General features: G+C 51.3%; 17 protein-coding genes and 1 pseudogene. 4 read left to right on the forward strand and 14 right to left on the reverse strand.

All coding sequences use genetic code 11. The annotated features are described in order from the left end of the window. Window positions 1–107: 107 nt before the first annotated feature. The 5 genes and pseudogenes from ABIE60_RS02100 to ABIE60_RS02120 form a co-directional block, all read right to left on the reverse strand. The gene (locus tag ABIE60_RS02100; RefSeq protein WP_354410018.1) at window positions 108–1,175 is read right to left on the reverse strand and encodes a hypothetical protein; all 1,068 of its coding nucleotides are present in this window, start codon (window positions 1,173–1,175) and stop codon (window positions 108–110) included. Window positions 1,176–1,556: 381 nt separating this feature from the next. Next, window positions 1,557–3,215 carry an AMP-binding protein gene (locus ABIE60_RS02105; protein WP_354467363.1) on the reverse strand — a complete coding sequence of 553 codons (1,659 nt, stop codon included), beginning with the start codon at window positions 3,213–3,215 and terminating at the stop codon, window positions 1,557–1,559. After that, window positions 3,215–3,412, reverse strand: a pseudogene (locus tag ABIE60_RS02110) (class II glutamine amidotransferase); the annotation flags it as partial. The gene ABIE60_RS02105 and the pseudogene ABIE60_RS02110, both read right to left, overlap by 1 nt. Window positions 3,413–3,901: 489 nt before the next feature. Beyond that, window positions 3,902–5,209, reverse strand: coding sequence for an FAD-dependent monooxygenase (locus ABIE60_RS02115; RefSeq protein ID WP_354467365.1), 1,308 nt, complete (start codon window positions 5,207–5,209; stop codon window positions 3,902–3,904). 367 nt (window positions 5,210–5,576) lie between these two features. Next, window positions 5,577–6,482: a LysR family transcriptional regulator gene (locus ABIE60_RS02120; protein WP_354467367.1), complete on the reverse strand. Its 906-nt coding sequence runs from the start codon at window positions 6,480–6,482 to the stop codon at window positions 5,577–5,579. Between the two features lie 163 nt (window positions 6,483–6,645). Here ABIE60_RS02120 and ABIE60_RS02125 point away from each other — a divergent pair, with 163 nt between their 5' ends. The 3 genes from ABIE60_RS02125 to ABIE60_RS02135 all read left to right on the forward strand — a co-directional run bounded on the left by ABIE60_RS02125 (window position 6,646) and on the right by ABIE60_RS02135 (window position 10,968). Next, window positions 6,646–7,608 (forward strand): TAXI family TRAP transporter solute-binding subunit, encoded by a 963-nt coding sequence (locus ABIE60_RS02125; protein WP_354467368.1) that lies wholly within the window; start codon window positions 6,646–6,648, stop codon window positions 7,606–7,608. 45 nt (window positions 7,609–7,653) lie between these two features. Further along, the gene (locus ABIE60_RS02130; RefSeq protein WP_354467370.1) at window positions 7,654–9,567 is read left to right on the forward strand and encodes a TRAP transporter permease; all 1,914 of its coding nucleotides are present in this window, start codon (window positions 7,654–7,656) and stop codon (window positions 9,565–9,567) included. Window positions 9,568–9,993: 426 nt separating this feature from the next. After that, window positions 9,994–10,968: an AraC family transcriptional regulator gene (locus ABIE60_RS02135; protein WP_354467372.1), complete on the forward strand. Its 975-nt coding sequence runs from the start codon at window positions 9,994–9,996 to the stop codon at window positions 10,966–10,968. 181 nt (window positions 10,969–11,149) lie between these two features. Here the strand turns inward: ABIE60_RS02135 and ABIE60_RS02140 are convergent, their stop codons facing one another. Continuing rightward, window positions 11,150–12,055 carry a LysR family transcriptional regulator gene (locus tag ABIE60_RS02140; protein WP_354467374.1) on the reverse strand — a complete coding sequence of 302 codons (906 nt, stop codon included), beginning with the start codon at window positions 12,053–12,055 and terminating at the stop codon, window positions 11,150–11,152. A gap of 122 nt (window positions 12,056–12,177) precedes the next feature. Between ABIE60_RS02140 and ABIE60_RS02145 the strand changes: the two genes are divergently transcribed. Next, window positions 12,178–12,378, forward strand: coding sequence for a tautomerase family protein (locus tag ABIE60_RS02145; protein ID WP_206840126.1), 201 nt, complete (start codon window positions 12,178–12,180; stop codon window positions 12,376–12,378). A 374-nt stretch (window positions 12,379–12,752) separates the two neighbouring features. Here the strand turns inward: ABIE60_RS02145 and ABIE60_RS02150 are convergent, their stop codons facing one another. The 8 genes from ABIE60_RS02150 to ABIE60_RS02185 all read right to left on the reverse strand — a co-directional run bounded on the left by ABIE60_RS02150 (window position 12,753) and on the right by ABIE60_RS02185 (window position 19,646). Continuing rightward, window positions 12,753–13,949, reverse strand: coding sequence for a benzoate/H(+) symporter BenE family transporter (locus ABIE60_RS02150; protein WP_354467376.1), 1,197 nt, complete (start codon window positions 13,947–13,949; stop codon window positions 12,753–12,755). Further along, a complete protein-coding gene (locus ABIE60_RS02155; RefSeq protein WP_354467378.1) occupies window positions 13,949–14,353 on the reverse strand; it encodes a RidA family protein in 405 nt (134 codons plus the stop codon). The genes ABIE60_RS02150 and ABIE60_RS02155 overlap by 1 nt, the downstream gene beginning before the upstream one ends. Window positions 14,354–14,419: 66 nt before the next feature. Further along, a complete protein-coding gene (locus ABIE60_RS02160) occupies window positions 14,420–15,205 on the reverse strand; it encodes a 1,6-dihydroxycyclohexa-2,4-diene-1-carboxylate dehydrogenase (protein ID WP_354467380.1) in 786 nt (261 codons plus the stop codon). A gap of 10 nt (window positions 15,206–15,215) precedes the next feature. Beyond that, window positions 15,216–16,229, reverse strand: a complete 1,014-nt coding sequence (gene benC / locus ABIE60_RS02165; protein ID WP_354467382.1) for a benzoate 1,2-dioxygenase electron transfer component BenC — start codon at window positions 16,227–16,229, stop codon at window positions 15,216–15,218. Window positions 16,230–16,300: 71 nt separating this feature from the next. After that, on the reverse strand, window positions 16,301–16,795 hold the full coding sequence (locus ABIE60_RS02170) for an aromatic-ring-hydroxylating dioxygenase subunit beta (RefSeq protein ID WP_354467384.1): 495 nt from the start codon (window positions 16,793–16,795) through the stop codon (window positions 16,301–16,303). Window positions 16,796–16,798: 3 nt separating this feature from the next. Next, window positions 16,799–18,139, reverse strand: a complete 1,341-nt coding sequence (gene benA, locus ABIE60_RS02175) for a benzoate 1,2-dioxygenase large subunit (protein WP_354467386.1) — start codon at window positions 18,137–18,139, stop codon at window positions 16,799–16,801. 203 nt (window positions 18,140–18,342) lie between these two features. Continuing rightward, window positions 18,343–19,266: a catechol 2,3-dioxygenase gene (locus tag ABIE60_RS02180; protein WP_354467388.1), complete on the reverse strand. Its 924-nt coding sequence runs from the start codon at window positions 19,264–19,266 to the stop codon at window positions 18,343–18,345. Between the two features lie 20 nt (window positions 19,267–19,286). Next, entirely contained in the window at window positions 19,287–19,646 is a 360-nt protein-coding gene (locus ABIE60_RS02185; RefSeq protein ID WP_354467389.1) for a 2Fe-2S iron-sulfur cluster binding domain-containing protein, read from the reverse strand. Window positions 19,647–19,731 lie beyond the last annotated feature (85 nt).

The following is a 19,731-nucleotide window of genomic DNA, read 5'->3' on the forward strand; positions in this document are numbered from 1 at the left end:
CTTTGGCCGGATGAACCACCAACCGGTACCATCATGCTGACCGCGCCTCAAAAAAATAACCCGGGGAAGGGGACCCGGGTTACTCTTCATGCTGTTCTAATCAATAATCAGAACTTGTACATCGCCATCAGCTCAAGCTGCTGCCCCGCAGGACGTGTACCGTGTGTGGCCAGGTTCTGGTCTCGCCACTCGATACCAAAATCAAGCCCTGGCAAGTAGTTGTACACCAGATTGACGTGACCAATCTTCAATGTATCTTCGGCCCCGGCTGACGTTTCATCGGCCTCAATTTGGGCATAGCGAACTGCGCCTGTCAGTTTGTCATTGAACTTGTGCGAGACACCCGCAACGATGCCTGTGGTTTTAATCAACTCACCGGCAGCATTCGCATCAACGGCTGGCCTGAGAGTCGGGTGCCAGGCACCACCGTAACCGAATCCGGAATAGACCCCCTGCCCTTCACCGTGATAGCCGTTCAAGTGCAGTGTGGTCGCGCCCAGTGAGTACTTGCCCGCATAGATCAAAGCGGCACCAAACTCCGAATCGTCACTGCTGTTGGTGGTGTTGCTTCTGGCAACATCTCGTCCAGCCAGAGCAATGCTCGCGGCATGACCACCTTCGAATTTTTTCGCATAGTTGATAACGAAGTCAGGGTAATCCGCATCATCATTAATGGGGTCCTGCAACGTGAAGCGGACATCGCCCATCTGGTAATGCATGACCATATCCGGTCGAACAACACCACCATTTCCACCAGTGTTACCCTTACCAGGATTGAAGAAGTCAAGTTGCGGAACATCATAGGGAACCGAAGCCAAGAACTGACCGCTCCAGGTTTGTCCCAGTGTCAGGTTATCGACCTTGAGAAACGCGTGGCGCAAACGCCAGTCGTAGGTCGACCCCGTGGCATCGCCACCATAGAAGTCCCCTTCCACAAAGCCCATCAAAGAGTGGCCTTCAATATTGCGCTTGGCAGTAAAGTTGAGGCGTGACTGGCGGGCAGTGCCATCAAACTCGCTGTCACCGTTGTCAGCATCGGTAAAACGGGCTTCCGCCTTTACATATCCGCCAATGCTGAACGAAGTGCCATTGAACTCACCCAACTCGAGTGCATGAATCTGGGTTGTGAGACTTGCTGTTATAATTGCCAGCGTCAATTTATTTCTGATTAACATTTAACCTTCCTATTTATTATCTTTTTAATATTGGGGCGGTTAATGAAAACAGAACGATATAGGCTAAAACTATCCATTTTTTACATCAACACTATCCAAAAAGTGAAAACAGCCGATGGTCAAGTAGATGTGAGCGCCAAAGAGTGTATAGGAAACTCTTACCAGCTTGTTAGCACACTATTTTGTATCAAAGCTATACACTACTCGCGCTTATCTCTTTTCACAGGCTGCAACCGCTTTTTTAAGAAGACAGGAGGACTAAACTGTGCTCTCAAATATCTGCCCCCACGCACACAAGGTTGACAACGTACCCATCGGCCGCCCAACAGAGACAAGATGCTAATGCCAGTACAACATCTCAGGGGCTATTAGCAGATATATTCAACCCGTATGTCGCCCCAGCGCCTGTTCGCGCAATGTTCGTCGCGACACCTTACCAATGGACGTGCGCGGCAGCTGCTGGCAAAATTCAACCAGACGCGGCACTTTATAGAGTGTCAGCCGTTCACGGCAATAGTCGCGTACCGCTTTAATAGTCAACTGCCGACTTGCAGGCACCACATACAGCTTGATCTGCTCCCCCCTGCAGCTGTCCGGCAGCCCGATCACTGCACACTCCAGAATGTCTGGGTGGCAAGCGATGATATCTTCCACCTCGCTTGGATAAACCTTGAAACCGGAGACATTAATCAACTCCTTACGCCTATCAGTAATATATAAATAGCCCTGTGCGTCGATCAGACCAATATCCCCTGTATCCAACCAGCCACCCTGCAGTACTTGCTGGGTTTCCTCGTGTTGGTACCAGTAGCCCTGCATCAACTGCGGTCCACGTACGAAGATGGAACCAATCTCGCCATCCGGCAGGACCTGCCCCTGCTCACCCAGTATTTTTATCTCGGTATCCGGCAGCGGCCGTCCAACACTGCCCAGGTGAATGGCATCGGGCCGATTGACGCTGACAACCGGCGAACACTCGGTCAGACCGTATCCTTCACAAATCGAATGCCCCGTCACCTGTTGCCAACGCTGTGCCACGGAGCGCGTCAGCGCCATACCTCCGGAAATGGTCAGTTTCAAGCGACTGAAGTCCAGCCTCTGAAATTCAGGCTGCTGACACAGAAAAATGAACAACGGATTGATACCGGCGACCACGCTGGGATCAAAACGATCCCAGCACTTGACCAAACCACGAATGCGGCGCGGATCAGGTACCAGTTCGATGCAGCTGCCGATACTGAACATCACCAGCGTCAGCATGAAGGAATAAATGTGATAGAGCGGAAGAGGCTGCAGCAGCTTTTCTCCCCCGGGCTCGCAATAGTCATCCAGCAGATTGCGGATTTGAGCCAGATTCGCCAACAGTGCCTTTTCTGTCAGCATTGCGCCCTTGGCAGGCCCGGTCGTGCCACCGGTATACTGCAACAGTGCCAGTGATTCCAGCTGCCCGAAGCGCTCCGGTGGCTGCCAGATCAGGCTACTGCCCTTCTGCATCACCTGCGTCAATCGTATGCCTGTCACACCCGGAACGACGGGCGCTGCCGGCAGCAACCCCGGACTCCCGCCACGCTTCAGGCGAGCAGCCAAATTCAACGCCCAGCGCTTGCCAATTGGATGCAGGTCACCCAACTCCGTCGTAATCAGATACTCGACTTCAATACTGTCAAGGCGCTGACACAGCCCGGCTTCCAGTGGGGCAAACGCCACCAGCGCTCGCGCACCCGAATCCTTCAGGTGCTGACACAACTCATCGCAACAATAGAGAGGGTTGGTGTTCACCACCACGAGCCCCGCCCGTCGAGCACCGAACAGAACGACCGGGTACTGCATCACATTAGGCAACTGCAGCGCGATACGATCGCCCGGCTGCAGGTCGGTTTCATGCTGCACCCAAGCCGCAAAACGGCGCGACATGCGGTCAAGGTCGGCAAAACTGATGCTGGCGCCCATATGACCAAAGGCCGGCTGTTCGTCAAACCGGCGCGCCAGCTGCTGCACCATATCAGACAGACTGTCGAACACGGGGCCGGGTGCCGCCATCAACGGGCCTCCGGTAGCTGACACACCACTTCGCCATCCCGGAACACCACCAGCTCTCCGGCCTGCAATCGATGCCAATGCTCATTGTCTGTCAATGGCGCGGTGGCAATCACGGTCACCACTTCATTAAGGGTTGTCACAGCACCAAAATCGACGCTCATCTCACAGTCCTTGATATATACTTCGCCAATAGGTTCAAGACGGTGTACTCAGGACCGTTTGCTACAGCGATATTTTTTGCTCAGTTCCGCCTTGATTGGCAAAACCTTGACCTGTTCAGCTAATAACAACCATCCGAGTAGCGGTAAAACTTCCATGTTTCGAAGTTTCGCCTTTCAGGGCATCAGCAGTTACTCGAACATCTCACTCACCGGGCAGGAAATAGAAGCATCAATCCGCTTCATACCAAGCTCTATAAGCCTTTCTGGCGCGCAGAGATCGCTATCAGCGATAGGTGACTTGCAGATCCACTCTACGCCGAAAAACGTGTAAAGGCGGGTACATCTTATGCCGCGAAATTGATTGCATCTACCTTAGATTGAAAAACAAGGATTAGAACAGATAGAAACATCAACTTAAATGAAATCACCTCTACTGTGGCACAATGCCGCTCAAAAAAGCGGAATTGTGCCACACGTTTAAAGTTTTTTATTTCATTTAAATGCCGTGTTAAAAGCGCTCTTTATTTATAGCCAAGTCCCACCTTGGCGATCATTTGGCTCGTTGAGATCACCAGCGTCGAAACCATGAATCCAATCGAGGTGATGCAACATAGCTTTATGTGAAGCAAGGCGCGCATCACGCTGATCTCGGGTTTCACCGGGTGGCAAGTGCAACATATCTCCTGTAGTTACGGACGCATACACAACCTTACGTGCACGACCACGACGCAGACGCTCGTAACGCTCGAAGGTCTCAGCAATTGATTCAGACCCAGCGGCGGCGATGCAGTCTGCAAGAACTACTGCATCCTCAATCGACTGGTTAGCACCCTGCCCATGATGTGGTACCAGTGAATGTGCAGCATCGCCGAGCAGTGTTACTCGTCCTTTGCTCCAGCGGCCCAAGGTCATGCGATATACCATGCCCCATCGTTCGTTAACTGTCTTCAAAGTATTTGAAGCAATCATCTCGACAAGTGCGGGGTGCCAGTCTTTAAACAGACGAAGCTGCTCACCGTCTTCTGTTGGTGCCGTTGATCGGTTTAACGGCCATGTCGTCGGCGTACGTTCAACAAGAAAGAAGTTGATATCCCCTTTTCTGTCCCCACCTATTGGGTAGTGGAGGCAGTGGCCCGACTCACCCATCCAGAATTGAATTGCAGTTGGATCAGGCATATTAGGTAGCTTATCAATTGGTACAATCCCGCGAAATGCCGTGTATCCTGCATAGATGTAATCTTCATAGCCCAGCATCAAGTTTCGTACGGTAGAACGCACCCCGTCAGCACCAATGACGATATCCGCTTCCGCCTTGCTGCCATCTTTAAACTGCAGCACTACCTGCTCACCAGTGTCATCGATATTTTCCAAACGCTTGCCCAAGTGGATGCGGTCCATACCTACCTTGGCAGAAAGAATTCTTTGCAGCTCAGCTCGGTGAATACCAAGATATGGTGCGCCAAAAAGCTCTCTATATGCCTGCCCTCCTGCATGCCGGCCAATTTCTTGACCGGTCTTTCCATCTCGATAAATTAAGGCAGAGATTTCAAACGCTGCCTCTTCGAACGACTCCCCCATACCCCATTTATCATAATAGAAACGTGTAGCGTTAGCGGATAAAGCCACCGCTGCACCTACCTCACGCAACTCATCTGCTTGTTCATATACATCGACATCAATACCATGGTGACGCATTGCAATCGCAAAGGTTAGGCCGCCAATACCGCCACCAACGACAGCAATACGGCGTACTTTATTCATTTCTTTTTCATTCATAATGATCATCTCTTTCTTATTAGATGTAGACAAAAATTGAGAAAGTGCGAATGACATCATGTAGGGGCTTTTAACAGAGACCGATGAGTTGCAGCGTCTCATGCTGTTGTGTGAGTGTCTGCCTGACCACACTCCCCACGGTGATGTGTTGAGTGAAAATAGAGAAGGCCGACATATAAGTAAATATTCAAATCAATATAACCATTATCACTGGCGTGAATATTAACAATGAGGCATTAAGCTGAATGCGCCTGCCCCGACCTAGAGCTGGCCTGCCAAGTCAGCAAATGGGGTCGGGAGCTCAAATTGTAAATGTGACACTAATGGAGGAAGGTGAAAGGTGGTAAACTGCTGGCTGATACCGTCTGTAACTTTTGCATGCAGAGTTCGGAATGATTTCTTAGTCTGACGCATAACATGATGACTACTCAGAAAAGAGTTCAAAAATCAAGTTGCGTAACCAGATATTACCGGCATCACGATGGTATCTGCGATTCCAAAACAGATTGATCTGAACTGGATGTATGTCCACGGGGTGAGTGCGCACTACTAAGCCAAGACTCTTTTGGGTTTGTAGTGCCAGTTTTTCTGTTACTGTCGTAATGAAATCTGTCTCGCTCACGATATAAGGGGCGGACATGAAATGTGTCAAACGCAAACGGATAATCCGCGTGATCCCGATCTGGGCAAGCTGCTTTTCAACCCGCCCGTGTCCTGTACCACGGGCTTCGATGACAATGTGTTTAGCCTGCGAAAATTTTTCGAGTGTAAACGCACCTTCAGACAGTGGATGGCCTTGGCGCATCAGGCAAACATATCGTTGATCAAAAAGACGTCGCTGATAGAAACCTGCCTCCAGCTGCGGTAATAGCCCAATCGCCAAGTCGACATTACCCATCTCCATATCGTCTTTCAAGGCACTTTCGTTGTCCCTGACGGTACTCAATGAGATATTGGGAGCGTGCTCTGTAAGGTAAGCCATCAGTCGTGGTAGAAGATACATTTCCCCCAAGTCTGTCATGGCGATTGAAAACGCTCGATCACTGGAGCCAGGATCGAAGCAATCGTTGTAGTTGAGCCCCTCCTGTATAGCACTAAGGGCATAACTTATCGATTCAGCTATACTGTCAGCGAATGGAGTTGGCCTCATCCCTCTTGCTGTGCGCTCAAATAATTCATCATTAAGCATCTTCCTCAACCGTTTGAGTGCATTGCTCACAGCTGGTTGGCTCAGGCCCAGCTGTTCTGCCACTACCCCGGTTTTACGTTCCCGATACATTAGCTGAAAAACCACCAAGAGGTTCAAATCGATATCTTGCAAGCGAATCATTAGCCTTCCGATATAAGTTCCGTGAATATATACTATAAACATGATTATATATCTGAATATCAAGTGCGAGTCTATAGTGGTTCCCGCATAAATGTTCAGGGTCGTCCGCCTCAACGACGCCTTGAAATCCAGCCCATAACAATAAGTAAACTGGAGTATAGCTATGAAGCGTACCGCCATCTCCCTTTTCGCAGGGTTGTCTTTCTCAGTCTGTTCGGCACTCGCATCTGCTCAGATGCTCTCGTTCGCATCACCACCACAGGGGTCGGTGTGGAACACCATGAGTACATCGATCGCTAATGTGGCGCGGTCGAAGCAAAATCTTAACGTGGTTGTACAGCCCTTTAGTGGTAACCGTGCAATGATGGACGCGGTTGACCGAGGTTTTGCCGAATTCGCGATCAATGATGTCAATGATGTTATCGTCGCAGCTCGTGGGCAAGCCGATTACACAGACCGGGCACGTAGGAATCTGAGGGTTGTGTTACGGATCAGTCCTCAGCCTGTCGGCATGTTCGTTCGTAAGGATTCAGGTATCGATAGCATTAATGATCTGGCTGGAAAGCGAGTCGCTGCAGGTTGGAATGCCTTCCCGTTGGGTCGCCCTAATATGGCTGCATTGCTCGCGACCGGTGGTCTTACATGGAGTGATGTTGAACAAGTTCCTGTGCCTGACTTGATTCGTGCTGTAGATAACTTTGCTTCAGGAAGGTTGGATGCAACCTTTTTTGCTGTTGGTGGTCCCAAAGTAGCAGAAGCAGATGCTTCGGTTGGCGGTGTTAAATTTCTTCCAGTTGCAACCGATGAAAAATCCTTAGAAGCCATATCTGCCATTAGGCCCGCTTACTACTTCTCTGTCGTCAAACCTGCACCTCATCGGGCGGGGCTTGAATCCCCAATGGAAATGGTAACATGGGATAATGTATTGGTTGCTGGTGCTGATGTTTCTGAGGAGAAAGTATACCAACTCGTAACGGCCATTCTTGAAAATAAGGACGAGTTGGTGAAACTGTTCCCCGGCTTTCGTGAGCTTGCCGTGGAGGAGCCGTACAAGGTTTACCCCGATCTTGAGTACCATCCAGGGGCAGCGCGTTACTTTAAAGAAAAAGGTCTGCTGGAAGAATAAGTTGTTGAAAATAAGTAATACTGCAGAGCCTTTTGGAGGTCTATCATGAGCATTCGTTCCCATGTTAAAGAACCTATTGCGGTGCCACTGATCCGGACCCTTCTTGGGTCCTTTATCGCAGTCGCAGCGATTGCCTATGCCACTGATCTATTCAGCCGCTTGGGACTCTCAATTTATACAGAGCAATACTTGTCGATTGTCCTTGGCGCCAGTCTGGCTTTGGTATTTTTAAAACCGCAACCCTTACTCAAACGGCGCTGTATCGATAGTGTCATCGGTCTCGTTGGGCTCTCTGCGGGCGGCTACATGGCCGTGGCATACCCTGACTTGGTAGAGCGGCAACTGGATTTGCCAATAGATGCCCTGATTATATCAAGTGTGTTGTTTGTACTTGTCCTTGAAGGTCTACGCCGGGTCGTAGGTGTAGCACTGGTAGTAGTCGTGCTGGCCTTTCTTGCTTTTGCCATGCTGGGTCACCAATTGTCAGGGCCGTTGCAAACTCGCGAAATCGAGATGACGCGCCTGATGGTGTACTTAGGTGTAGATACAAATGGTATGCTAGGGCTGACACTGAGTGTAGCTGCAACAATTGTTATCGGCTTCGTACTGTTCGGGCAGCTCCTGCTGCGATCAGGTGGTGCGGACTTTTTCAATGATCTGGCACTTGTCTTGATGGGACGCTCACAGGGCGGGTCTGGCAAAATCGCTACCATTGCCTCCGCTTTATTCGGTTCAATATCAGGTGTAGTGGTCTCCAATATTGTCGCTACTGGCGTGGTAACGATCCGTATGATGAAACAGGGTGGTTTTAAGCCCCAGACGGCGGCGGCGATTGAAACAGTCGCCTCAACCGGCGGGCAGATTATGCCACCGGTCATGGGTGCTGTCGCTTTTCTAATGGCTGAATTTCTTCAGATTAGCTACGCGGATGTAGTACTGGCTGCCTTAGTGCCAGCCATTCTTTATTATGCAGCGCTCTATATTCAAGTTGACCTGGAAGCTGCGAAAGAACATATAAAGAAAATCGACCCTTCATTGATACCAGCCAAAAAAGATGTTTTTTCTCAAGGTTGGCTGTTTGTGATACCGTTCGCTGGAGTTATTGGGGCACTCTTTTTCTTCAATGCGCGCCCGGAAGTTGCCGCACTTTGGGGAGCATTGGGCGCTTTAATTGTGGGTCTTGCAAAAGGCTATAAAGGTAAGCGCATGACTTTGGGGGATGTGCGCGACTCATTAGCTGAAACCGGCCATTCAATCGTTGATATCATCATGATTGGTGCTGCTGCAGGCTTCATTATTGGCATTCTGAACATGACAGGTCTTGGTTTTGGGCTGACATATTTTTTGGTTGAGCTCGGGCAGGGTAACTTGTTTTTGCTACTGCTGATCTCGGCGGCAGTTTGTATTGTGTTGGGTATGGGGATGCCGACGGTAGGCGTCTATATGCTGCTGGCAGTTTTGGTAGCACCTTCACTGGTTCAGGTTGGTGTAGAGCCAATAGCGGCACATCTGTTCATTTTCTATATGGGCATGATGTCCATGATTACACCACCAATTGCGATAGGTGCATTTTTTGCCGCCAGCATTGCCAAGGCGGACCCCATGAAGACAGCATTTACCTCCATGCGACTGGGTTGGACTGCCTACATCGTGCCCTTCCTGTTTGTCTCTTCTCCTGCACTCCTGCTGATTGGGGATACAGTCGAGATAGCACTGGCTGTGGTTAGTGCACTTGCTGGTGTTTGGGCTGTATCTGTAGGCTTTGTGGGCTATCTGGGCTATAAACGGGGCCCCATAGGACGACTTGCATTTGCACTAGCAGGGATACTGCTTTTGCTCCCCAATATCGGGGGTCATGACTTTATTCTCATTACACGTGCTGCTGGGTTGCTGCTGATCGTCCTACTTATTGTGATGGGATGTTCAGGTAAACGGGGTTTATCTCTGGAGCTGAAATGAAGCCGGTGTATTCTGGTACTCATTGCGTTGGCTTCTCCTTTTCCTTGGCCCTATAACCTTCATGAGATTTCCGCTTCCACTGCAGAGGTGGAAATCTCAATATAAAGGAGCCTTGCAGGTAACTACCATGATTCTATAGACCACCCAATGCCTATAGGGTGAATTAGAGCATAGGAGATATTATACCTATACATGGCTTTCTAGAAGAACTCAAAGTCGACGTAGTAATTCAGCTTAAGGAATGGGGATCCTTCGCAGCTGCTGTCGCGATTATATATGTGTAAATTGTTATTCCAATTGCTCAAAGATTACAGTTCAATACCCTGATATAGATATATTTTTTGAATAGCAGTTTATTTAAGGAGCGCTGGGCGATCCAATCTGGATCCCTAAAGAATTAGGATAATAAGTAAAAAGGTATCTAATATGCTTCTTGATGTCCTAAATAACACAATGGTTTTTGACGGCGTACACCCACTAAAGGTTTCCGAGTATATGAACCAGCACGTCGGAACGCACCGTCTTGAAATAATTAATACAAACAAAAAAAACAGAACCTTCTCCGCTAAACTCAGCTATCGCGTCTTTGCTGACATGGGGCTTGCACGCGTTAGTTATGGTGATGAGGTTAGGATTTGCTGTCTGGGCCTATCTGATGTTTACCACCTACATGTAGTAACCGGTGGGCAGTGCTGCTGGCATTATGATGATGACCAACGTTTGCTGTTGCGGCCCGGCCAAGCTTTGATGATAAACCCACAAGAACGGATGTATATATCTTACTCAGATGACTGTGAAAAAATTATTATAAAGATACCGGTAGAGATACTAAAAGAAGGATATTTAAAACATATCGGTATATTACCGCATGATGATTTTTATTTTGACCGAAGAGTGGTTGACCTTAATAATTCGAAATGCTTTCTCAGTTTCCTTGATGCACTACTTACAGAAGCCAATGAAGTAAAAGTAGATATAGACACTCTTCAGCGCCCATATAGAGACATATTAATAAGCAAATTGCTGCAGCAGTTCAGTGGCATGATTAAAATTCATAATATGGGTAGTTCCCAGATGGATAGGAGCTTCTTCAAATTGCTCACTTATATAGATGTTAATATTAAGGATGATATCGATGTACACGTGATGGCAAAAGCCAGCAACGTCAGCATACGTACCGTTTATAATCAGTTTTCAAAATACTTTGGTCTGACTCCAAAGCGCTATATAAGAAAAGCAAAGATGAAAAATTTACGTGAGGAATTGGTTAGAAATACAAAATTACGTAACGTAACTCAGGCTGCTCTCGATTACGGCTTCACACACTTGGGACGATTCTCATCAGAGTACCGAGAGATGTTCGGTGAATTACCTTCCGAAACCATCAAGTACCGCCGTTAATATAAAGCACATATATGACCACACCAAAAAAAGGTGCTGCTAAATATAATTTTTCAGGTGGCCGTGCCTCTAATAGCTATTTCAAGAAATAGTGTTATATATCATGATGTATTGACACACAGACTGTCATAAAAAAGACCTGTACAGGTTGGGCTATCGCTGAATCAATACTGAAGCGCTTTCACTTCGCCCATTTTTTACACAAAGTTGTAAGTTCATCTACAACATATCGAACTTTGGGACGTAGGTCGGACACTTTCGGCCATAGGGCATGAACATCCACAGGTTCCGGTTCCAGATCCACTAGCACCTCTATCAATCTTCCTTCTGCTATATCATTCTTGAATAGGCAACGAGGCATCTGACAGAGCCCAATACCAGCCAAGGCCCCGAGAATCATGACCTCACCATCCCCAATCTGATGGATGATTGCTGGTGTGAAACGTACCGTTTTGCCTTCTTGCATAACTCGCCAAGAAAGTGGCTGCCCAAGCCGGTGCCCGACGATGCAGTGGTGATGACGTAGATCCTCCAGGGTAATGGGAGTACCGTAACGTTCTAGGTATTCAGGGGCCGCGCAGATAGACCATCTCTGTCGTGCTAAACGACGTGCCACCAGCCCTGAAGTATTACTTAGCTCACCAAATCGAACAAGCAGATCTATTCCTTCCTCAATCGGCTCTACCAATCGATCAGAAAATGTCATATGCAGATGCAACTTCGGGTACTTACTAGCAATCTCGAAGAGCGCGGGCGCGATTACACGCCGACCGAACGCGACCGGTACATCAACCCTGAGACTCCCTGAAGGCTCTTTTCCTGCAGAACCAAACACGCTTTCGGCGGTGCTGATTTCATCAATAGCTGCTGTACAAGCAGCAAAATAGGCTTCTCCATCAGCTGTTAGTGAAATTTTTCGAGTCGTCCTATGAAAAAGCTGGGTACCAAGTCGTGCTTCAAGTCGCGCTATAGCCTTGCCAACAGCCGATTTCGAAATACCTAACTGATCAGCTGCTTCAGTAAAGCTATGGCACCTGGCGGCGACCGTAAACGTGATAACCCCCTGAAATGAATGATTAGAAACCATGTTAAGCATCCAGTGTAGATTTAATGTCTACTCAGTTTAATCTTTTAGCTTGTTTATCGACATTTTTTTCTACATTAACATAGGGGTCGTAACAATTTTCTTAATCATCAGAGGATTACCCCATGCCCGTAGTACGCGTTAGCTGGTTTGAAGGTAAGGAGCAGTCGCAGAAAGCAATCGTTGCTGCAGAGATCACTGAAAGTATCATGAAGAACACAGGTACACCTGCCGAGTACATCTATGTCATCTTCGAGGATGTTGCACCTTCCGACTGGGCGGGTGCCGGTAAGATGTTCGGAGGGACTCCAGAGCAAGGTTCCTGAGCGGTTCTAGTACGTTAGAGGTTTGACCAAAGCCATAGTTGAGCCTGAGATTTTTCAGTCTATCTATGGCTTTTGCTTAATCGCCTTCAACACGTACAAACAAAGAAGGTTGCCGCAAGCCGTTGGATGCGAAGGCCCTTGGCTCAAGCGTAGTCTTGGGCGGACGTATCGAGTAGGAGGGGGCCCTGAGGCCTCCGTCCTGTATACGGGTCCGTACTAGGGTCCATGCCGTCCAGATAGTGGTTCCCCCTGCGGGACTTGCACCTCCAAGCCATCCGCCGCCACCGCCCATCAAAGCTCTACCCGCCAAGGCTAGCGCGCAGATAAATACAATATGCCAAGACTGGCATCTTGCTTCGAGTTGTATTCAACGCCTATGGATTATTCGCAACGGGCTTCTTATGTTCCTGACGCACCCGCAACAGGCTCTGCAGCGCATATACGGCTGATCCCAGCACAATGCCCCAGAACGCGGAGCCAACACCCAGAATACTGATTCCCGAAGCCGTTGCCATAAAGGTGATCAGCGATGCATCCAGATGCGCCTTGTCTTCCAGCGCGGCGCTGAGGCTGTTGCTGATGGCGCCGAGCAGCGCAAGACCCGCGATGATCGCGATCATTTCGCTCGGGAAGCTGGTGAAGAACAGCACGATGCTGCCGGCCAGAATGCCGCCGATGAGGTAGAACACACCATTGGCCACACCAGCCCAGTAGCGTTTGTCCGGATTTTCATGCGCATCGGGGCTGGTACAGATCGAGGCGGTGATGGCGGCAATCACCGTGGTGATGCCACCAAAGAACGCGGTCGGTATCGACACCAGTGACAGCATCGACACGATGGGTCTTGAAGCGAAGCGGTAGCCCGAGGCCTTGAGGATGGTGAAGCCCGGCAGAAACTGCCCCGTCAGACTGACAATGACGAGCGGCAGGGCCAATCCCAGTGTCGAGTTCCAGCTCCATTCGGGCATGATCAACATCGGGCTGGCCAGTCGCCATTCCAGCTGGCTCAGGTTGGCATCTAGGGCGGTGACAGACAACGCCACACCCAGCACCACCATCAGCACTAGAAAGTAGGCCCGACTGACAAACTTGAACAGCACAAAACCAAGGATCATCACACTGGTCACCAGTGGCACCGAGTCCAGCGCCCTGAAGGCTCCCAGGCCAAAGTCGAACAGGATGCCCGCCATCATGGCGGCGGCGACCCCTTTCGGGATCATCTGTACCACCCTGTCGAACAGGCCGGTGATACCGATCAGGAAGATAATGACTGCTGCGGTGATATAGGCCGCTACCGCTTCGTTGATCGACAGTTGCGGAAACAGCGTCACCAGCAGCACCGTACCCGGTGCCGACCAGGCGGTGATCACCGGAATTTTAAACCACAGGCTGAGCACAATCCCGGTCACGGCCGCACCAATGGAGATCGCCCAGACCCATGAGGTCATCATCTCCACCGAGATGCCTGCATTCTGTGCCGCCTGAAAAAAGATCGCCAGCGGCCCCGAATATGACACCAGCACGGCCATAAGGCCGGCGATGATGGCTGAGACGGAGAGATCCTTCAGCATCACTCATTCCCCCTTTCGATGACGGCGACCGCTTTCACCTCCAGAAAATAGCCCGGCGCACCACACAGGGATGCAGCCCCAATGGCAGTCCAGGCCGGGTAGCAATCGTTCATGTAGCGGTTGCGTACTTCCATGTAGAGCGGCAGATCGCGCATATCGGTGTGGTAACTGGTAATTTCCACAACGTCCTCGAAACGGGCGCCTGCCGCTTCCAGTACTCGCTTCAGGTTTTCGAACACCTGCACAAACTGGGATTCCTTGTCGGCCACCAGTTCACGCTGATCGTTGCGACCGATCTGACCGGCAATATAGAGGGTGTCATTCACCAGCACCGCCGGGGCGTAGCCGATCTCGTCACGGATGAATTCCATTCCTTCAGGCACAATTATTGTTTTTGTTGCCATCATGTTTCTCCTCGGCATAAAAACGGAAAAGCAGGGCCGGAGCCCTGCTTGGTTTGGATATAAGGGTCAGCCCTGATCGCCACCGCCCACCGGCAAGATGGTACCGGTGATATAGGAGGCCTCGTCCGAGGCCAGAAAGAGTATGGCGTTGGCCTGCTCTTCCGGTACGCTGTAGCGTTTCATGAAGGTAAAGTCGATGGTCTGGTCGACAATGGTTTGATACCAGTCCTTCTCCTGCTGATTCATGGTGTCGTTGTTGCGCGGAATCCGTCGTTCACCCACATCGGTTCCGCCCGGCGCTACCGCATTGACCCGGATGCCGTGTTTGGCATTCTCAAACGCCATGCACACGGTCATCGCATTCACACCGCCTTTGGCCGCGGCGTAGGGCACACGGTTAAGGCCTCGGGTTGCGACGGACGACACGTTGACGATCACGCCGCTCTGCTGCTTCTGCATCTGCGCCAGAACGGCGTGACAGCACCAGAGGGTCGGGAACAGGGAGCGGCGAATCTCGGCCTCGATCTGCTCCTCTTCGTAGGCTTCATAGGGCTTGGCCCAGATAGTACCGCCCACGTTGTTGACCAGAATGTCGATGCGACCAAAATGGCTTATTGCCGCATCCATCGCCTTGCAGGCGCCGGCATACTGTTCCAGATCCACATTGATGGTCTGGACATTAGCGGCACCGGCGGCCAGGGCCTCTTCGGCCACTTCCTTAACTATTTCGGAGCGGTCTACCAGCAGCAGACTGGCTTTCTCGGCGGCCATCTGCAGGGCAACGGCACGGCCGATTCCCTGTGCCGCTCCCGTAACCACGACTACCTTGTTTTCAAAACGTTCAGCTCTCATGGAATCGTCCTTACTTGCTGGCTGCAAACTTTTCATAATGGAAGCTGGCCGGCTGAATGCCCTTTTCCTGCATATAGCTGTTCACCGCCTCTACCATGGGCGGCGGACCGCAGAGGTAGATATCCACATCGCCGTCATGCAGATGACCGGGCTCCATGTGGTTGGTGACATAACCTTTCTGTGGCCAGCGGCTCTCTTCCGAGGCGACGCAGGCGCTGAAGCTGAAGTTGTCGATGGCGGCGGCAAAGGCTTCCAGCTTTTGCATCTCGACCAGATCGGTGTCGTGGGTGACGCCGTAGATCAGATGAATCGGGTACTGGCTGCCATCCTGCTGAATCTTCTCCAGCATCGCCAGGAAAGGTGCCAGACCGGTACCACCGGCCAGCATCAACACCGGACGCTTGATATCGCGCAGGTAGAAGCTGCCGAAAGGACCGCGCAAGGTGATGCTGTCACCGACGTTGGCCTTTTCAGCCATATAGGTACTCATCAGGCCTTCTGGTACAACACGGATCAGGAAAGAGACCGACTCGTCAGCCTGGTTGACCATGGAACTGAAGGAGTAGGCACGGGACTGGTCGGTACCCGGCACCTGCACGTTGACGTACTGCCCCGGCAGAAAGTGCATGGCGCGCACCTGATCACCGGCAACAGTAAAAGACAGAGTGGAATCAGACAGACGATTGATATCGGTCAGTTTGGCATGTACATCCGCCTGCTGGCTGCGCACACAGACTTCGGATGATGCCGGTACGGTAACCACACAGTCCGATTCCGGAATCATGCGGCAGGTCAGCACATAATGCTGTTCCGCTTCCTGATCGGACAGCGCATCCTCGATATAACCATCCATCTCATAGCGGCCCGACTCGCAGTGACATTTGCAGGTACCACAGGCACCGTCACGGCAATCGAGCGGTATATTGAGCCCGAAACGATAGGCAGCATCGGCCACCGTTTCCATCGGCAGGGTCGTAATGAAGCGGGTGACACCGTCTTCAAAATTGAGCGCTACTTTATACATTGTGTGCTACCTCGGTCCCCTTCAGGGGTGTCGATGACACCCCGAGGGACACTTGTTATGTTGGGCCGGGATCAGAGGTGATAGATATCCATAACGTGGTGGATATAGTCGTTCTTCAGCACGACCTTCTTGCGCTTGATCTTCAGCTTGCCGTCTTCGCCACGGATCAGGGTGACAAACGCGGTACCGAAATAGGTATCCACGGTGTTGTAGCGCACGCTGTTGGTCATCCAGCTGTAACGCACTTCAGCGTCATTGTCCGATGCGGCGAACACTTCCAGGTTGCTCAGCATGTGCTGGGTGCGCGGCTCGGGCAGCGAGCTGGCGCTGGAGCGGTCGGTACAAATCCGGAACACACGGTCTTCCAGACCATCACGACGGGCGTAGTAGATCAGGGAGATCTCGGACTGCGGGTCCTCGGTCAGCTCACCATCCACATCCCAGCTCGGCACCCAAAACTCGGCACCCTTGTCGTAGTGCTCCAGCCAGTTGTCATAGTCCTTGTCATCCAGCGCACGCTGTTCAGAGTGCAGGAAATCACGAATTTCGTCGTAGCTGATAGTCATGGCTTACTCCCCCTTTTCCTTGCGTGCCGCTTCGGCCAGCACTTTCTGCCAGTAGTGATGCTGAACGATAAACAGGCCCTCATCTTCAGAATGCTTACCACTCATCATAGGTAGCAAATCTATACTCTCCGCAACTTCGTCCGGCCCGTCGATCCAATGTTTAGCACCACGGCTTAGATCATTCCAAGGCTGCTTCATAGCCTTAAAACCTTCCTGGCATGCGCGAAACTCTTCCAGATCATCCGGAGTCGCCATGCCTGAAGCGTTAAAAAAGTCTTCATATTGGCGGATACGGTGTGCACGGGCTTCCGCACTCTCACCCTTGGGCGCGAAGCAGTAGATGGTGACTTCAGTCTTGTCCACGGAGATCGGACGGAAGTGACGGATTTGAGAACTCATCTGATCCATCAAAAACACGTTAGGATATAGGCAAAGGTTACGCAACTTACCGATCATCCAGTCGGCACGATCAACACCGAATTTTTCAATCAGTTCATCTCGACGCTCGTACAGCGGACGGTCCTGCGGATTGGGCCAGCTCATCCACAGCAGAACATGACCACGTTCGAAGGCGTAGAAACCACCTTCCTGCTTATTCCAGGTAGATACATCCATAGCCTTAACATCATCGGCGGACATGCCGGCCTTGCGACGCGCCGTAGTGGCAACGTAGTTCCAATGCGTGGCGGAGACGTGGTAACCGTCAGCACCGTTTTCAGCCTGCATTTTCCAGTTGCCGTCATAGACGTAAGTCGATGAGCCACGCAACACTTCCAGACCTTCCGGTGACTGATCGACGATCATATCGACGATCTTGGCCGCTTCACCCAGATGCTCGGTCAGCGGTTTAACGTCATCGTTCAGTGAACCGAACAGGAAACCGCGATAGTTTTCCATGCGGACCCTTTTCAGGTCGTGGGAGCCTTCGCAATTGAAGGAATCCGGGTAACCCGCATCGTTGGGGTCCTTGACCTTGACCAGCTTGCCGGAGTTGTTGAAGCTCCAGCCGTGAAACGGACAGGTAAAGACAGCCTTGTTGTCCTTTTTCTTGCGGCAGAGCACAGCGCCACGGTGGCTGCAGGCGTTGATGAAGCAGTACAGCTCGCTATCCTTACTGCGGGTGATAACGATGGGCTGACGACCGATGTAACCGGTAAAGTAGTCATTCGGATTGGCGACCTGGCTTTCGTGCGCCAGATAGATCCAGTTGCCTTCGAAGATGTGCTTCATCTCCAGCTCGAACAGCTCGGGATCGGTGAACATGTCGCGACGACCGCGATACAGGCCTTTTTCTTTATCGACCTCCATCATGCCGCCCACTTTTGCTATCAGATTATCTTGCATGGCGATGCCCTCCTTATTGTTTGTCTCAGATTAGAGGGCGGTGCCTGAGCTCACTATCCAGCCAGTGCCATTCTTTATCCCATATTTGCAGAGGGTGTATTTTGAACTGGACCTGTAATTCAAAAACAAAAAAACGCCGTCACAGGACGGCGCAAAAGGTTTGGTCACAGGGGAGCCGTGACCGGTGCAGCACAACAACAGAATCAGGTCAGCACAGTCAGGAAACGTTCGTTGAGCTGACGGTCGTGGTAGAAAATCGCCTTGCCCAGTTGCTCGGCATCCCAGGTCACCGGTTCGTGGTCCGGGTAGTGGTAGTCGCCACCGGCGAACACTTCGTTACGGTTGCCGGACGGGTCAAAGAAATAGATGGTCTGGCCGTGGGTCAGGCCGTGGCGGGTCGGGCCGATATCGATGGAGGTATCGGTCATGGAGATCAGATCCGCCGCCTTGAGCACGTCGTTCCACGTCTCCAGGAAGAAGGAAGCGTGATGGAACTTGCCCGGTTCCGGGTGTTCGATGAAGGCCACATCGTGTGCTTTCATGCTGGCGGTCATGAAGGCGGCCAACTGCTTGCCTTCAGGGTCAACAACCTGCTCGGCCAGGTCCAGGCCCAGCACATCGGTCAGCAGTTTGGCGGTCGCCGCCACGTCTGTTCCGTACAGCAGGCAGTGGTCAAAACGGGTCGCTTTCATACCCTTGAGGTCTCGCGGCCAGGCTTCAGGGTTGCGGTTGCCCACGCCCCACTTGCCGGTCTGCTCCTTGGTGGCAAACAGCTCAAAACGGTGCCCTGTCGGCACTGTGAACGCAATGCGACGGCCGCAGTCTTTCAAATCGCCTGCTGCAATCTCTTCGGTTGCAACACCGGCCGCCTGCAGGTCAGCACTAAGACGATCAATGGTGGCTTCATCAAGGCATTTGAAACCGACGAAATCCATACCCGGCTGATCAGCCTGACGCAGTACCAGTGAGTACTTGTCCACTTCGGTCCAACCCTTGAGGTAGACACGGCCCTGAGCATCTCGGTCCATTTCGATCATGCCCAGCAGGTTAACGTAGTGGTTTAAAGCTTCATCCATATCCAGAACACGCAGCTGGATATGGCCGGGACGCATTACACCTTTTTTCATAGCCGTTTTCCTTATCGTTATTAGCTTGCTCGATCTGCCGTACCACAGCTGGTGGCGATTTCAGGCGGATCAGGTTCGATAGTCAGATCACTGCGGGCATACACCCGACAGGCCAGCACAGTACCTTCTGCCTCCTGTTCGGGAGACACCCAGGCCCTGCTCATGCGCTTGCTGAAATACTCACCCTTTAAAATCCGGATTCGGCATTTGCCGCACCCGCCACCCCGGCATCCAACCGGAATCAGTGCCTGTCCGGCACGTTCCATGGCCACCAGTACACTGTGCTCTGAGCTGGCATTGAAACAGGTCTGTTCGTCTGCCAGTTCGATGCGGTGCCGTTGCGGCGCCTCCGGAGTTGATGCGTTATAGTTGTTATTCATGTTCAGACCTCACCTGATGTCTGATAACCCCGCCTCTGGGCCGGGGTTTCCACCGCCTCGAATGGAAACATGAAAGCGCATGAAT

This window comes from Marinobacterium sp. MBR-109 (assembly GCF_040547565.1).
Lineage (GTDB): Bacteria > Pseudomonadota > Gammaproteobacteria > Pseudomonadales > Balneatricaceae > Marinobacterium.

Coding starts and splice junctions, on each gene's coding strand:
- ABIE60_RS02100 (WP_354410018.1), bottom strand. CDS start 1,175: ATGTTAATCAGAAATAAATTGACGCTGGCAATTATAACAGCAAGTCTC.
- ABIE60_RS02105 (WP_354467363.1), bottom strand. CDS start 3,215: ATGGCGGCACCCGGCCCCGTGTTCGACAGTCTGTCTGATATGGTGCAG.
- ABIE60_RS02115 (WP_354467365.1), bottom strand. CDS start 5,209: ATGTCATTCGCACTTTCTCAATTTTTGTCTACATCTAATAAGAAAGAG.
- ABIE60_RS02120 (WP_354467367.1), bottom strand. CDS start 6,482: ATGATTCGCTTGCAAGATATCGATTTGAACCTCTTGGTGGTTTTTCAG.
- ABIE60_RS02125 (WP_354467368.1), top strand. CDS start 6,646: ATGAAGCGTACCGCCATCTCCCTTTTCGCAGGGTTGTCTTTCTCAGTC.
- ABIE60_RS02130 (WP_354467370.1), top strand. CDS start 7,654: ATGAGCATTCGTTCCCATGTTAAAGAACCTATTGCGGTGCCACTGATC.
- ABIE60_RS02135 (WP_354467372.1), top strand. CDS start 9,994: ATGCTTCTTGATGTCCTAAATAACACAATGGTTTTTGACGGCGTACAC.
- ABIE60_RS02140 (WP_354467374.1), bottom strand. CDS start 12,055: ATGGTTTCTAATCATTCATTTCAGGGGGTTATCACGTTTACGGTCGCC.
- ABIE60_RS02145 (WP_206840126.1), top strand. CDS start 12,178: ATGCCCGTAGTACGCGTTAGCTGGTTTGAAGGTAAGGAGCAGTCGCAG.
- ABIE60_RS02150 (WP_354467376.1), bottom strand. CDS start 13,949: ATGCTGAAGGATCTCTCCGTCTCAGCCATCATCGCCGGCCTTATGGCC.
- ABIE60_RS02155 (WP_354467378.1), bottom strand. CDS start 14,353: ATGGCAACAAAAACAATAATTGTGCCTGAAGGAATGGAATTCATCCGT.
- ABIE60_RS02160 (WP_354467380.1), bottom strand. CDS start 15,205: ATGAGAGCTGAACGTTTTGAAAACAAGGTAGTCGTGGTTACGGGAGCG.
- benC (WP_354467382.1), bottom strand. CDS start 16,229: ATGTATAAAGTAGCGCTCAATTTTGAAGACGGTGTCACCCGCTTCATT.
- ABIE60_RS02170 (WP_354467384.1), bottom strand. CDS start 16,795: ATGACTATCAGCTACGACGAAATTCGTGATTTCCTGCACTCTGAACAG.
- benA (WP_354467386.1), bottom strand. CDS start 18,139: ATGCAAGATAATCTGATAGCAAAAGTGGGCGGCATGATGGAGGTCGAT.
- ABIE60_RS02180 (WP_354467388.1), bottom strand. CDS start 19,266: ATGAAAAAAGGTGTAATGCGTCCCGGCCATATCCAGCTGCGTGTTCTG.
- ABIE60_RS02185 (WP_354467389.1), bottom strand. CDS start 19,646: ATGAATAACAACTATAACGCATCAACTCCGGAGGCGCCGCAACGGCAC.